Source organism: Kitasatospora sp. NPDC088861, from assembly GCF_044750105.1.
Classification (GTDB): Bacteria; Actinomycetota; Actinomycetes; order Streptomycetales; family Streptomycetaceae; genus Kitasatospora.
In genome coordinates this window covers 125,158-137,350 of the sequence record NZ_JBIVJF010000012.1, presented here as the reverse complement: position 1 = coordinate 137,350, position 12,193 = coordinate 125,158, and the positions used below count along the sequence as shown (strand labels likewise).

Genomic DNA, 12,193 nt, shown 5'->3' with positions numbered 1-12,193 from the left:
GTTCAGGCGGCGGTCAGCGGCAGACGGGCCCGGACGGCGAAGCCGCCCTCGGTGGTGGGGCCGGCGTGCAGGGTGCCGCCGAGATCGTCGGCGCGGGTGCGCATGCCGTCCAGGCCGTGGCCGCCGGAGGGCAGCCGGAGTCCGTCCGGGTCGGCCGCCGTGGCGGGGGAGTTGACGATGTCGAGGCGCAGCCCGTCCGGGTGGACCTCGACGGTGACGGCGACCTCGGCGGCCGGGGCGTGCTTGTGGGCGTTGGTCAGGGCTTCCTGGACGATCCGGTAGGTGGCGTACTGCACGGCCGGTCCGGGTGCGGGCAGTCCTTCGGCGGGGCCGGTGAGGGTGAGGTCGACGGCGAGTCCGGCCTGGCGGGACTCCTCGACCAGGGCGGGCAGTCCGTGCAGTGAGGGGCCCTGGTCGGAGGCCGGGGTGAGGACGCCGAGCAGGCCGCGCAGCTCGGTGAGGGCCTGGAGGCCGAGAGTGCGGATCAGGCCGAGGGTCTCCCGGACGGCGGTCGGGTCGTCGGCGGCCGCGACCTGGCAGGCGCCGGCGTGCAGGGTGATGAGGGAGACGCGGTTGGAGACCACGTCGTGCATCTCCCGGGCGAGCCGGGCTCGTTCGGCGGCGGCGGCGCGCTCCTCGGCGTACCGGCGGGCCGCCTCCAGCAGCCGGTTGCGTTCGGCGAGCGCGGCGACGGCGCGGGCGCGATGGTGGGCGGTGAGGCCGAGGGCGAGCGGGACGGCGCCGAAGACCAGCGGGTCCTCGGCCAGGTTGGCGAGGGCGGAGAGGCTGCTGACGTCCCCGAGGTCCATGGGGAGGAGCAGGCGCACCCCGGCCAGCACGGCCAGGACGGCCGGCACCCGGGTGGCGCCGCGCCGCGTGGCCAGCCCGTAGAGGGCGACGGCGAGCGGGAGTTGGCCGCCCAGCAGGGTGACGGCGGCGACGGCCGCCGGGTACCGCAGGCGGGCGGCGAGGGCGAGCGCGCCGGCCGCCACCAGGCCCGCGTTGACCGGTGCCGAGGTGGTCGGTCCGATGTCGGGGTCGCCCGCGGCGAGCGGGACGAGCACCAGCAGCACCAGGACGGTCGGCCCGAGCGCGACGATCGGGCCGGGCAGGCGCAGCGGCGGGCCCGGCAGCGGTACCGCGGCGAGGGCGGAGTCCAACTGGTCGGCGGGGTGGGTCCGGTGGGCCGCGCCGGCGTGGTGGGTGGCGTGGGGCTGGTGGGCGGCGTCGGCTTGGTGGGCGGCGTCGGGCTGGTCGGTGGACGGGTGGTGCTGGTGACGGGTGGGGTCCAACCGGCCGGTGGGGCGCCGGAGTCGGGGCCGCTGCTGGGTGGGCTGGCGCATGGGGGCATGCTCGCACACCCCGTCCGGCCCGGGGTGGCGAGCGGGCCGCAGTGGCCGGGAACAGCCTGGAATTCGCCTTCCCGGGAAGGGATCATGGTCGGATGGATGATCGTTTCTCTCCCGAGCCGCCGACCGTCGTCCGGCTGCCGCAGTACACCCGCGCCGACCATGACGAGATCCTCGGCCCCGGCGACGACCCGTACGGCGTCGCCTACACCGGACTGACCTGGCTGCCCAAGGACATCCACTTCGGCATCCGGGCCGCCGACGGCCGGCTCGTCGCGCACACCGGCCTGGTGCCGCTCCCGCTCACCGTCGGCGGCACCGACCTGGCGGCGATCGGCGTCGGCGGCGTCGCCGTCGCCCCCGACCGGCGCGGCGCCGGCCTCGCGCGGGCCGTGGTCCGGGCCGCCCTCGGCCACGCCCGCACCCTCGGCCACCGCCACGCGCTGCTGTTCTGCCGCCCGCCGCTGGCCACGTTCTACCGGGGGCTCGGATTCCGCGAGGTCGCGGAGGAGGTGACGGTGGAGCAGCCCGAGGGGCGGTTGGCGGTGATGCCGCTGCGCACCATGTGGGCGCCGTTGGCGGAGGGCGCCGGGTGGCCGGAGGGGCCGGTGCGGTTGCGCTCGCTGCCGATGTGACGTGCCCTGTGGGGATGGGGGGCGGGGGCGGGTTCTGGGCGGGGTCACTCCGGCCAGGCGGAGTTCTCGATCACGGCGACGAAGTCGGTCCGCTCGAAGTCCGGGTCGAAGTGGGCGAGGACGTCCGCCTTGACGTTGCCGAAGGCGGTCTCCGGCTTGGGCGCGACGCCGTCGTGGAAGGCGCGCAGGATGCCGCGCTTGAAGTCCGGGCGCGGATGGGCGGCGACCACGGCGTCCCGGTCGGCGGCGGCGAGGTCCGCGTACCCGATGCCGAGTACGTCCAGCTCCACGCCGGCGGTGGTCAGCGCGATCTCCGGCTCCAGGAACTCCGGGATGCCGGGCGTGGTGTGCAGGGCGATCGCCTCCCACACCAGGCGCACCCGCCGCTCGTCCACCCCGTGCCCGCGCAGGAACGCGGCGGCGGCCTCGGCGCTGTCCACCTCGAAGCGCCGACCGGAGGCGTGGTGCTCGGGGCCCAGGCCGAGATCGTGGAACATCGCGGCCAGGTACAGGAGTTCGGGATCGAAGTCGAGCCCCCGGCGGCGGCCCTGGAGGGCGCCGAACAGGTAGACCCGGCGGGAGTGGTGGTACAGCAGCTCGGTGGTGGCGTCCCGGACCAGCTCGGTGGCCTCGGCGGCGAGGCGGCTGTCGGGGATCCGCACCCCGGCGATCTCGGTGGCGGTCATGCGGTGGCCTCCAGGGTGGTGGTGCTCGGGTCGGTGCCCGGGACGGTGGCGGTCGGTACGGCGGCGGTTCGGTCGGCAGGGGTCGGGTCGGTCGCGGTCGGCGAGCCCGCCGCGTGGGCGACGGCGGCGCCGGCCAGCGCGCGGATCATGGCGTGCGCCCGGGTGCCGTCGCCGGACAGCTCCGGCTGGAAGAGCGAGGCGAGGAAGAACGGGTGGTCCGGCAGTTCCAGGACGCGCACCTCGCCCGCGCCGTCCGCGCCGCTGAACCGCAGCCCGTGCGCGCGCAGTTGGTCCAGGTAGTCGGCGTTGAGGCCGTACGCGCAGTGGTAGCGCTCCAGGGTGCGGGTGGTGCCGAGGACACGCTCGGCGAGCGTGCCGGGGGTGATCGCGACCGCCCCCTCGTGGCCGACCAGGGAGCAGGCCAGCGGCACGATCACCTGCTCGTCCCGCTCCGGGTGCTCCTCGCCGTGGACGGCCCCGTCGAGGCCGCAGACGTTGCGGGCGTACTCCAGCACCGCGTGCTGGAACCCGGCGCAGGTGCCGAGGAAGGGGATGCCGCGCTCGCGGGCCGTCCGGACGGCGGCCAGCGCGCCCGCCTCGCTGCGGTAGGGGCTGCCGGGGAGCAGCCAGACTGCGTCGAAGCCGTCCAGGGCGCCGGGCGCCCCGGCGTCCTCGGTGGGGATCCAGTAGGCGTCCAGGACGAGCTGCTCGCGCTCGGCGAGGGCGTCGAGCAGGCCGGGGATGCGGGCGTGCGAGCGGACGGCGGGGGAGCGGTCGCCGACCAGGGCGATCCGCGGGGTGAGGTAGGTCATGGGACTATCCTGACCCCGCACCCGAGATCAGCGCCAACGATGATTTCTTACCTCTCGATCAGAAGAGTTGATGACTGCCGTGGATCCGCAGCAGCTGCGCACCTTCGTCACCGTCACCCGCCTCGGCTCCTTCTCCGAGGCCGCGCGGGAACTCGGCTACACCCAGTCCGCGGTCTCCCAGCAGATCGCCGCCCTGGAGGCCGACCTCGGGACCGGCCTGCTCAGTCGCCGTCCGGTCGGCCCGACCGAGGCCGGCCTGCGGCTGCTGGAGCACGCGGCGCCCCTGCTGGTCCGGCTGGAGGCGGCGCGTGCCGACGTCGCACGCCTGGCCGGTGCCCCGAGTGCCCGGCTGGTGCTCGGTGCCACCCCGCTGGCAGTCGGAGCGACCCTGGGGCGCGCACTCGGCGAGGTGCGCCGGGCCCACCCGGCGGCCGACCTCGTCGTCCGGGTCCTCGCCCAGGACGCGCTGCCCGCCCAGGTCGCCACCGGCGAGGTCGACCTCGCCCTGATCGACGGCCTCGCCGCCCCCAGCGACCCGCTGCCGCTGCCCGACGTCGGCCCGCTCACCACCGTCGCCGTCGACGAGCAGCCCGTCGCCGTCGCTCTCCCGGTCGGCCACCCTCTGGCGGGCCGCACCGGCGTCGCGCTCGCCGACCTCTCCGCCGCCCGCTGGCTCGACGCCCCCGACCTCACCCCGACCGCCGCCCGGCTGCGCGCCGCCGCCGGCGTCGACGGCTTCCGCCCCGCCACCCGCTACCGGGGCACCGACGTGCACGGGCTGCTCGCCCTGGTCGCCACCGGGCACGGGCTCAGCCTGCTCCCGGCGTCCGTCCTCGCCGGGGCGCCCGGCGTCGCGTCCGCGCCGATCGCCGTCCCGCGGCTGGTGCACCGCACCGAACTGGTGCACGGCAGCCTGCCGGAGGGGCCGGCCGCGCTGCTGGCGCGGTTGCTGTCGGGCACACCCTGAGCCCGCTCCCCGGATCGCGCCGGGCGCCCGCGGTGTTTGTGGAGGCGCGATCACCGGGCGTTCACGTCCTGGGACTGACGGTGGTCGCATTGGTGGTGCTGTCATGGGCACAGTCGCCCGGCGCGAGGCCGGGCAAGGCCCAGGAGATCCCCCACATGATGCTCCGTCAGCGTCTCACCGTCGTCGCCGCGGCGGCCGTCCTCGCCGCCGCCGGGCTCGCGGCCGGCACCGCGCAGGCCGCCCCCGCCAAGGGCTCGCCCGTCAAGATCCGTCCGCTCGCCGCGAGTTGTTCGCAGGCCTACCTGCCGCTGCCCGACCCGTCCTGCACTCCGGGCGCCTACAACCCGGACGTCACCCAGGCCACCATCGGCCAGACCATCTGCGTCTCCGGCTGGACCTCCACCGTCCGCCCGCCGACCAGCTACACCAACGCGCTGAAGGCGCAGCAGATCGCGCAGTACGGCTACGCGGACACCAACCTGTCCGACTACGAGGAGGACCACTTCGTCCCGCTGGAGCTCGGCGGCGCCCCGCGCGACCCGCGCAACCTCTGGCCCGAGCCCCGTTACGGCGACCAGACCGCGACAGGCAAGGACGGCGTCGAGACCAAGCTGAAGAACGCGGTCTGCAAGGGCAAGGTCGGCCTCGACGACGCCCGCAGCGCCATCGTGACCGACTGGACCACCGCGCTCAGCAGCCTCGGCCTCTGACCCTCTGCCGCTCCGGCCCTTCGGCCTTCGGCCTTCGTGCTGGTGCGGCGGTCGGTCCGTCCGGTCCCCTGTGCCGGACGGGCCGACCTGCCGTCCGCCCCGGGCGCCGCCTCGGCGGTGCGCGGGGCCGTCTGTGGTGGTTCTGTGGTGGTGGTCGGGGCGCGGCGCCGGGTCAGCGGCCCGAGCGGGCCGAGCTGGCCGGGGCCGGGCCCGCGGTGGTGCCGGGCCGCGTGTGCGCGGCGCCGTCCGCCCGTTCCCGCTGCCCGGTCGCCTCGCGGATGCGGGCACTCGGCATGGCTGTTCCCTTCCCCCGTACGTTCTGCCGCCCGGCCGCCGGCCCGCTGCGCTCCTCTGTTCCGAGGGGCGGTCGGGCTCGGCTGCGTCGACGGCGGTCGAAACTTATGCCACCGGGCCGCCGGGAGCAAAGCGGGATACCGGCGGGTAGGCCGCCTTACCCGGCCGTTGCGGGGGCGTTGGTGGTGAAGGTGTGTGCGGGCGTGTCGGAAGGTATGGCGGGCCTTCGGCGCCCGACCGGTCGGCGGGACGGCGCGCGGTCGCGGATTCCCCCTGCCGGGCGGGGGTTCGCCGGTCGGCCGCAGCCCCGGCCCGCCCGCCCGTGCGGGCCCGCGGCCGGTCGCGGCGGACGGCCGATGCCAAGGCTTTCCCCCGACCGGATCCGCCGCCCTCCCTCCGGGTGACGGGCCTGGCTCGGCACGCCCCGGCACGCTCCCGGCCCCGGACCGGACCGGTGGCGGATCAGGCGTGGGTGCCGGGGACGCCGAGCTGCTGGGCGAGCCAGGGGAGGGCCTGGGCGAAGGTGGCGGCCCCGGTCTGCCAGGTGTGCTTGCCGGAGCCGACGGCGGTGGTGGTGCGGATGCCGTCCTTCCGAGCGGCGTCGTTGAGGGCCTTGGCGGACTCGATCTGGCCGTGCTCCTCGTCGCCCTGCCCGAAGTAGCCGGAGACGCCCTGGTACTTGGGGTGGTGGGCGAGGACGGTCAGCGGGTCGTGGGCGGCCCAGGCGGTCGCGTCGCCGCCGTACAGCTCCTGGACGGTGTGGTCCTTGTCGCCGGTGGCGGGGCCCTTGTCGCCGGAGAAGTCGCCGAAGTGGGTGAAGACGTCGGGGTGTTCGACGGTGAGGTCGACGGCGCAGGTGCCGCCCATGGACCAGCCGGCCACGCCCCACCTGTGCGGGTCGGTGGCGGCGTTGAAGGTCTTCTGGACGAACGGCGGGACGTCCTTGAGCAGATGGCTCTCGGAGTTGCCGTGCGGGCCGTCGACGCACTCGGTGTCGATCCGGAAGCCGCCGGTCGCGTCGACGAAGACGAGGATCGGCGCGAAGCCGTTGTGCTTGGCGGCGAAGTCGTCCGCGGTCTTCACCGCGTTGCCGGAGCGGATCCAGTTGTCGGGTGCGGCGAACTCGCCGCCGATCAGCTCCAGCGCCGGCAGCTTCGGCCGGTTCTGGCTGCGGAACCACGCGGGCGGCAGGTAGACGAGCTCCTGGCGGTGGGTGAAGCCGCTGGCCGTGCTGGGGATGTCCACCTGGACGATGCGGCCGGTCCTCGTCTTCCCGTGCAGGGAGCCGAGTTCGGCGAGCGTGATCTGCTCCGGCAGCGGCTGCCCGCCCAGTTCGCCGATCGCGTCGTCGAGGGTCGGGTAGTACCCGGTGGCGATGTTCACGCTGTTGGCGGCGCAGAACAGGGCGAGCAGCGCGGCCGGCGGCGCCAGCGCCCGGCGCCACCAGCGGGCGCCGCGCCAGCCGAACCCGAGCGCGCTGACCGCCGCGACCGCGACCCCGCCCCACAGCCACACCCCGAACGGGATCGGATCGGTGATCCCGGCGAGCGTGAGCACCCCGACGGCGGCGAGGGCGGTGAGCAGCAGCGCCGTCCCGAGGGCGATCGGGCCCCACTTCAGCCGCCAGGTCCGGTCCCGCCAGCCGAGGGCCGCCAGGAACAGGGCGAGGGCCACGGCCTGGACGGTCCAGGGGAACCAGCCGCCGAGCAGGGAGACGTTCATCTGGCGGAGGCTAGGGGCGCCGGATGAGAAGTCGATGAGAGGCTGGCAGGTCGCTGGGAGGCGGTTGGGAGGTACCGTCGGTGGCCCGCGTAGGCCCCGGTTGACGGGCGCGCGGCCGGGGGCGCTACATTTGAACGCGTTCAGGTTTGCTGCTAGGGGGAGTCATGGTGGTGGTGCCGACAAGCGCGCGCCTGCTGGCCGCGTTGGCGGCAGCCGTTTTCCTACTGCCGCTGACGCTGGTGGTGGCGCTCGGCGCCACCTGGCCGTACGTCCCGCAGCTGGTCGGGCTGCTCAGCGCCGCCGTGTGCGCCGTGCCGGTCTTCTACCGCCGGCGGAACCCGTTCCGGGTCGCCTGTGCGGCTGCCGGGTTCACCGTCGCGGCCGTGTGGGTGCCGCTGGCGATCCTGTGCGCCTTGATGGTGGCGACGTTCGGTGGTTGGGCCTGGCTCCTGTTCGCGCTGCTCCTGCCGGCCGCGGCGATCACCGCGCTGATCGCCGCCTTCCAGCGGGCGCGCGGCGCCGAGTGCGGCCGGGTGGCGGTCGCGCTCGGCCGGGCCATGGGGGCGCTGTCGCTGCTCTGCTGGGGGTACGTGATGCTCCGCTAGACGGGGTGGACGGCTTCGTGGCCAGGGACTGCCGAACGGAGGTCCGAGGGCCGGGGTGGTGATCACTCGCCGAGAGTGCCGACGGTGTTGCCGGGGTCGTCCAGCCAGACCGTGTTCGTCTCCGGGGTCACCGTGAGCCCGTAACGTTCCAGCCCTGGGCGCCCGTTGGACAGCCATGTCGAGGCTGCGGCCTCCAGCTCGGACCAGAGGCGCGCGGGCCGCCCTGGAAGGCGTGCGCGGTGCCGTCGTTCCGACTCTCCAGCACCGCCCATGATCCGTCGGGGTGGAGGCGGCGGTGACCAGATGGCCGAGCTGAGCCGACATGGTCTCGCTACTGCACACGGCGGTGTGGAGAACGTATTCCTCGACCAGCAGCCCGAACCGCTGGCGGCCGGAGAACAGCATGCGTTGACGCTCCAGTCGCGCCTCCACGGCCTCCTCGACGTCATCGATGGGGACACGATCGCGTTGGATCGAGCGCAGTACGGCAGCCGTGTACTCGGGCGTTTGTGCCATGCCGGGAATGACCCGGCTTGCGTACACGCGGAAGAGCCTGGTGCGCTGGTAGAGCGCGGCGACGGACTCCTGTGCGGCCCGCAACCCGGTGCGCTCCATGCGACGCCACTCGGTGTACATCGACTCGACGGCGCGGGCCGTGGCGATGAGGTCGGGGATCTGGTTCTCGGCATTGCAGGCAGCGCACCAGGCGCGGAGATCGTCCTCGGACGGAGCGGACTTGCCACTCTGGATCCGGCTGGTCTTGGCAGGATGCCACCCGCACCGGGCAGACAACTCGTCGCCAGTCAGCCCGGCGTCCCTGCGGATCTCGATCAGCCGGTTGTCGAGCGCCTTGCGGGCCTCGACAACGCTGGAGTACGGGGACGACGACATGTGCGAACTACCCGGTGCCGGTGGTGATTCAGACGGTGTACTGCGCGTGCGGGACAGCGCGCTCCCAAACCGCCTCGAAGGAGGCGGAGACCATCTTCACCGTGGCCGGGTCCTCGTTGAAGTGGTGGCCGGCCCAGTCGCCGTCGCCGGTGAACCATAGGAGTCCCGCATCTCCAGGTGGACCGCCGAACGCTCAGCGCTCCTCAGCAGTGCGCCAAAGTCCGGCACGTTCTGCGTCATCGCACACCTTCCGCAAGGCCGGGATCATCCGGACGGGGATACGGACGACGCCCTCATGGTCGGGGACGCCGATGGGGTGATCAGGTACCCACTCGGTCTCGCTGATGGTGCGGAGGGTGTCCGCGTCCGGGAGCCATCCCTGGACGACGATCTCCGCTTTCTCGTCTTCGAGCCACACCGTCGGAGATCCGCCGTTGGGGGTGTCCGGGTCGATCCCGGTGAAACGTAGTGCCATGACTGCCCCTTCCGTGAAGTCGGTTGCGAGTCCCTGCACTTAGCGCGGTGACGTGGACCGGGTGCGGCCGTCAAGCCGGGGGGCGGCCCCGTGCTCGGCGCGGGGCCGCCCAGGACAGCGGAGGTTAGAGAGCTGTCGGGAAGCCGTTGGACCGAACGCCCGCGACGAATGCCCGCCGGGCCTCGGGGCCGAAGCCGAGGGCCGGGCCGTGGGGGTCCTTGCTGTCGCGGACCGGGACGATGCCGGTGACGCCGTCGGCTACTTCGACGCAGTTGTCGTTCGGGCTGCTGGCGCTTGACTTCTTCCACTGCACGGGGAGTGCGGAGGCGACAGGGAAGTGGGTCACTTGAGCGTGTCTCTCCTCTGTGTGATGAGGTTGAGCGACTGGTCCAGAGACACGGCGGTTGCCGTGATCTCGCCGAACGCCGCTCGACAGACGTCGACTTGGTCCGGGCCCTCAACCCAGTCGCTGCCGGGCTGGTCGCCAGTCACGCTCTACGTGGCGATGGGGCGGTAGGCGGCCCGCCGTACGGGAGTGCGGTCCGTCGTACGGGAGGGCCGCCCGCCGCCGTCAGGCGGCGAAGCGCTCGCGCAGTGCCGCCAGGCCGGCCGCGAACACCCCGTGGAGGCGGTCGGCGGAGTCCTTGCGGTGCTCGGCGTCGACGTCGTACGTGGCGCCCCACTCGACGAAGCTGGCGTCGAGCGCGGTGACCGGGGTGACCCGCAGCGTCGCCCGGTAGCCGTACAGCTCGAATGCCCCTTCGGGGAAGCTGTAGGTGTAGCTGCGGGCCTCCTCGTCGTAGGCGAGCAGCGTCTCGTGCAGTGCCACGCCGTCGATCTCGAACACCCGGACCGACCCGATCGCGTTGCCCGTCAGCTCGTTGCCGAGGCTGCTGGCCGGCAGGTTCGGGTGCCAGCCGCCGAGGTTGTGGAAGTCCCCGAGCAGCTCCCACACCCGCTCGGCCGGAGCCTCCACCACCGTGCTGACCTTCGTGCCTGCCATCGTCGTTGCCGCCTTTCGCGTGCCTCCGTACGGACGGGCACCATCCTCGGGCCGCCGCGCGGCAGGCGCCAGGGGGCCTGGCGGTCGGCTCCGGGGCGTCACCTGCCCGGCGCGGCCGCTTCGAGGTCGTCGACGGTGCCGGACATGACGGTGCGCAGGTGCCGGGTGAGGTGCTCGGTCGGCCAGTCCCACCAGGCGAGGGCGAGCAGGCGGGCGATGTCCGGCCCGCTGTAGCGGGTGCGGATGAGCTTGGCCGGGTTGCCGCCGACGATCCCGTAGTCGGGGACGTCGTCGACGACGACGGCGCCGGAGGCGACGATCGCGCCGTGGCCGATGCGCACCCCGGGCATCACCATGGCGCCGTAGCCGATCCAGACGTCGTTGCCGACCACGGTGTCCCCCCGGCCGGCGAGGCCGGTGATCAGGTCGAAGTGCTCGGCCCAGCTTCCGCCCATGATGGGGAACGGGAAGGTCGAGGGGCCGTCCATGCGGTGGTTCGCCCCGTTCATGAGGAACCGGACCCCCGTACCCAGCGCGCAGAACTTCCCGATCACCAGCCGCTCCGGGCCGTAGTGGTAGAGCACGTTGCGCGTCTCGAAGGCGGTCGCGTCGTCCGGGTCGTCGTAGTAGGAGTAGTCGCCGACGTCGATCAGCGGGGACGTCACCAGTGGCTTGAGGAGCACCACGCGCGGCTGTCCGGCCATCGGGTGCAGCGTCGAGGGATCGGGCGGAACGGAACTCATGGCGACACGACTCCGGCTCGTCAGGTGTGAAGCGTGGGAGGGACATCGATCATCTCACCGTCTAGGATCGCGGATCATGGACGCGAGCACCGGCATGATCACCGTTCCGTCCGGCCGCGTCACGCTGTCGGACCGTCGCACGCAACGGAGTTGGAGCGTCGAGCTCGCCCCCTACGAGCTGGCGGCCTGTCCGGTCACCCGCGAGCAGTACGGCGCCGGGGCCGGCGACCGGCTCCCCGCCGACAGCGTCTCCTGGTACGACGCCGTCCACTACTGCAACGAACTGTCCCGGCGCCACGGCCTCACCCCCGCGTACCACCAGGACGGCGAGTCCGTCACCTGGGACCGCGCCGCCGACGGCTACCGGCTGCCCACCGAGGCCGAATGGGAGCACGCCTGCCGCGCCGGGACGGACGGCCCCCGCTACGGGCCGCTCGACGAGATCGCCTGGCACCGCGGCACCTCGGGCGCGCGCCCGCACCAGGTGGGCGGTCTGCGCCCCAACGGCTTCGGCCTGTACGACCTGCTCGGCAACGTGTGGGAGTGGTGCTGGGACGTGTACGACGCCGAGGTGTACGGCGGCTACCGGGTGCTGCGCGGCGGCGGCTGGTTCGACGAGCACTGGAGCTGCCGCGCCTCCGTCCGCCGCCGCAGCCACCCCACCCTGCGGATCGACGACGTCGGCTTCCGGCTCGCCCGGTCGATCACCACCTGAAGGCGCGCGCCGCGGGGAACCCGGGCCAGGTCACGGACCGTTGGGGTCTGCATGAACGATGCACCGGTGTCCCTCAGACCGATCGGCCAAGCCGACCTCGACCCGCTCGAAGTACTGCTGAACGACCCCCAGGCGGTGGGCCCGTTCCAGTGGTACGGGTGGCGCGACCCCGGGCGGTTCCGGCGCCGCTGGGCGGAGCACGGCCTGCTGGCGCCCGAGCAGTCGATGCTCGCGGTGCTGTCCGGGGACGAGTTCGCCGGGTTCGTCGCCTGGCGGCAGGTGGGCCAGGTGGACGTGGCGCCGTACTGGAACGTCGGCATCGTGCTCCGCCCGGAGGCGCGCGGCCGGGGCATCGGCACGCAGGCCCAACGGCTGCTGGTGGACTACCTGTTCGCCCACACCCCGGTGATGCGGCTGGAGGCGGACACCGAGGACGCCAACCTCGCCGAGCAGCGCGCGCTGGAGAAGTGCGGCTTCGTCCGCGAGGGCGTCCAGCGCAGCAGGGGCTTCCGGGACGGCCAATGGCGGGACATGGTCCTCTACAGCCTGCTGCGCACCGACCCCCGGCCCTGATCCGCAAGACCCG

15 protein-coding genes and 2 pseudogenes are annotated in these 12,193 nt (G+C 73.7%); 6 read left to right on the top strand and 11 right to left on the bottom strand.

Translation table 11 applies throughout. The features are described 5' to 3' along the window. Positions 1-2: 2 nt before the first annotated feature. A complete protein-coding gene (locus ACIP37_RS21470) occupies positions 3-1,343 on the bottom strand; it encodes a sensor histidine kinase (RefSeq protein WP_400810818.1) in 1,341 nt (446 codons plus the stop codon). 101 nt (positions 1,344-1,444) lie between these two features. Between ACIP37_RS21470 and ACIP37_RS21465 the strand changes: the two genes are divergently transcribed. Next, a complete protein-coding gene (locus ACIP37_RS21465) occupies positions 1,445-1,984 on the top strand; it encodes a GNAT family N-acetyltransferase (RefSeq protein WP_363584179.1) in 540 nt (179 codons plus the stop codon). A gap of 44 nt (positions 1,985-2,028) precedes the next feature. Here the strand turns inward: ACIP37_RS21465 and ACIP37_RS21460 are convergent, their stop codons facing one another. Further along, a complete protein-coding gene (locus tag ACIP37_RS21460; RefSeq protein WP_400810817.1) occupies positions 2,029-2,670 on the bottom strand; it encodes an HD domain-containing protein in 642 nt (213 codons plus the stop codon). Then, positions 2,667-3,482: a hypothetical protein gene (locus tag ACIP37_RS21455; protein ID WP_400810816.1), complete on the bottom strand. Its 816-nt coding sequence runs from the start codon at positions 3,480-3,482 to the stop codon at positions 2,667-2,669. The genes ACIP37_RS21460 and ACIP37_RS21455 overlap by 4 nt, the downstream gene beginning before the upstream one ends. A gap of 79 nt (positions 3,483-3,561) precedes the next feature. On the opposite strand from ACIP37_RS21455, the gene ACIP37_RS21450 reads away from it, so the two are divergent. Both ACIP37_RS21450 and ACIP37_RS21445 read left to right on the top strand, forming a co-directional pair. Further along, a complete protein-coding gene (locus ACIP37_RS21450) occupies positions 3,562-4,449 on the top strand; it encodes a LysR family transcriptional regulator (protein WP_400810828.1) in 888 nt (295 codons plus the stop codon). 155 nt (positions 4,450-4,604) lie between these two features. Further along, a complete protein-coding gene (locus tag ACIP37_RS21445) occupies positions 4,605-5,159 on the top strand; it encodes a hypothetical protein (RefSeq protein ID WP_363584171.1) in 555 nt (184 codons plus the stop codon). Between the two features lie 172 nt (positions 5,160-5,331). On the opposite strand, the gene ACIP37_RS21440 is transcribed toward ACIP37_RS21445, so the two are convergent. Then, complete coding sequence (locus ACIP37_RS21440; protein ID WP_363584169.1) at positions 5,332-5,454, bottom strand: hypothetical protein; 123 nt, start codon at positions 5,452-5,454, stop codon at positions 5,332-5,334. Between the two features lie 461 nt (positions 5,455-5,915). Next, entirely contained in the window at positions 5,916-7,175 is a 1,260-nt protein-coding gene (locus tag ACIP37_RS21435) for an alpha/beta hydrolase (protein WP_400334363.1), read from the bottom strand. A gap of 170 nt (positions 7,176-7,345) precedes the next feature. Here ACIP37_RS21435 and ACIP37_RS21430 point away from each other — a divergent pair, with 170 nt between their 5' ends. Beyond that, positions 7,346-7,780 carry a hypothetical protein gene (locus tag ACIP37_RS21430; RefSeq protein ID WP_363630306.1) on the top strand — a complete coding sequence of 145 codons (435 nt, stop codon included), beginning with the start codon at positions 7,346-7,348 and terminating at the stop codon, positions 7,778-7,780. Positions 7,781-8,071: 291 nt separating this feature from the next. Here ACIP37_RS21430 and ACIP37_RS21425 read toward each other — a convergent pair. From ACIP37_RS21425 to ACIP37_RS21400, 6 genes and pseudogenes are all read right to left on the bottom strand, one after another. Continuing rightward, positions 8,072-8,671: pseudogene (locus ACIP37_RS21425) on the bottom strand (Scr1 family TA system antitoxin-like transcriptional regulator); the annotation flags it as partial. A gap of 28 nt (positions 8,672-8,699) precedes the next feature. Further along, positions 8,700-8,822 (bottom strand): annotated as a pseudogene (locus ACIP37_RS21420) (DUF6879 family protein); the annotation flags it as partial. Positions 8,823-8,864: 42 nt separating this feature from the next. Further along, complete coding sequence (locus tag ACIP37_RS21415; protein ID WP_363630275.1) at positions 8,865-9,146, bottom strand: hypothetical protein; 282 nt, start codon at positions 9,144-9,146, stop codon at positions 8,865-8,867. A 124-nt stretch (positions 9,147-9,270) separates the two neighbouring features. After that, complete coding sequence (locus ACIP37_RS21410; protein WP_363630273.1) at positions 9,271-9,492, bottom strand: DUF397 domain-containing protein; 222 nt, start codon at positions 9,490-9,492, stop codon at positions 9,271-9,273. Between the two features lie 225 nt (positions 9,493-9,717). After that, positions 9,718-10,149 carry an SRPBCC family protein gene (locus tag ACIP37_RS21405; protein ID WP_363618976.1) on the bottom strand — a complete coding sequence of 144 codons (432 nt, stop codon included), beginning with the start codon at positions 10,147-10,149 and terminating at the stop codon, positions 9,718-9,720. A gap of 98 nt (positions 10,150-10,247) precedes the next feature. After that, positions 10,248-10,892, bottom strand: a complete 645-nt coding sequence (locus ACIP37_RS21400) for a CatB-related O-acetyltransferase (RefSeq protein ID WP_363618977.1) — start codon at positions 10,890-10,892, stop codon at positions 10,248-10,250. Between the two features lie 76 nt (positions 10,893-10,968). Here ACIP37_RS21400 and ACIP37_RS21395 point away from each other — a divergent pair, with 76 nt between their 5' ends. Together ACIP37_RS21395 and ACIP37_RS21390 are read left to right on the top strand one after the other, a co-directional pair. Further along, positions 10,969-11,607: an SUMF1/EgtB/PvdO family nonheme iron enzyme gene (locus ACIP37_RS21395; protein WP_363630272.1), complete on the top strand. Its 639-nt coding sequence runs from the start codon at positions 10,969-10,971 to the stop codon at positions 11,605-11,607. Between the two features lie 66 nt (positions 11,608-11,673). Beyond that, positions 11,674-12,180 carry a GNAT family protein gene (locus ACIP37_RS21390; RefSeq protein WP_363584158.1) on the top strand — a complete coding sequence of 169 codons (507 nt, stop codon included), beginning with the start codon at positions 11,674-11,676 and terminating at the stop codon, positions 12,178-12,180. Positions 12,181-12,193 lie beyond the last annotated feature (13 nt).

Excerpts from the sequence above, each read along its gene's own strand:
- ACIP37_RS21470 (WP_400810818.1), bottom strand. The coding sequence starts at position 1,343 with ATGCGCCAGCCCACCCAGCAGCGGCCCCGACTCCGGCGCCCCACCGGC.
- ACIP37_RS21465 (WP_363584179.1), top strand. The coding sequence starts at position 1,445 with ATGGATGATCGTTTCTCTCCCGAGCCGCCGACCGTCGTCCGGCTGCCG.
- ACIP37_RS21460 (WP_400810817.1), bottom strand. The coding sequence starts at position 2,670 with ATGACCGCCACCGAGATCGCCGGGGTGCGGATCCCCGACAGCCGCCTC.
- ACIP37_RS21455 (WP_400810816.1), bottom strand. The coding sequence starts at position 3,482 with ATGACCTACCTCACCCCGCGGATCGCCCTGGTCGGCGACCGCTCCCCC.
- ACIP37_RS21445 (WP_363584171.1), top strand. The coding sequence starts at position 4,605 with ATGATGCTCCGTCAGCGTCTCACCGTCGTCGCCGCGGCGGCCGTCCTC.
- ACIP37_RS21440 (WP_363584169.1), bottom strand. The coding sequence starts at position 5,454 with ATGCCGAGTGCCCGCATCCGCGAGGCGACCGGGCAGCGGGAACGGGCG.
- ACIP37_RS21435 (WP_400334363.1), bottom strand. The coding sequence starts at position 7,175 with ATGAACGTCTCCCTGCTCGGCGGCTGGTTCCCCTGGACCGTCCAGGCC.
- ACIP37_RS21415 (WP_363630275.1), bottom strand. The coding sequence starts at position 9,146 with ATGGCACTACGTTTCACCGGGATCGACCCGGACACCCCCAACGGCGGA.
- ACIP37_RS21405 (WP_363618976.1), bottom strand. The coding sequence starts at position 10,149 with ATGGCAGGCACGAAGGTCAGCACGGTGGTGGAGGCTCCGGCCGAGCGG.
- ACIP37_RS21400 (WP_363618977.1), bottom strand. The coding sequence starts at position 10,892 with ATGAGTTCCGTTCCGCCCGATCCCTCGACGCTGCACCCGATGGCCGGA.
- ACIP37_RS21395 (WP_363630272.1), top strand. The coding sequence starts at position 10,969 with ATGGACGCGAGCACCGGCATGATCACCGTTCCGTCCGGCCGCGTCACG.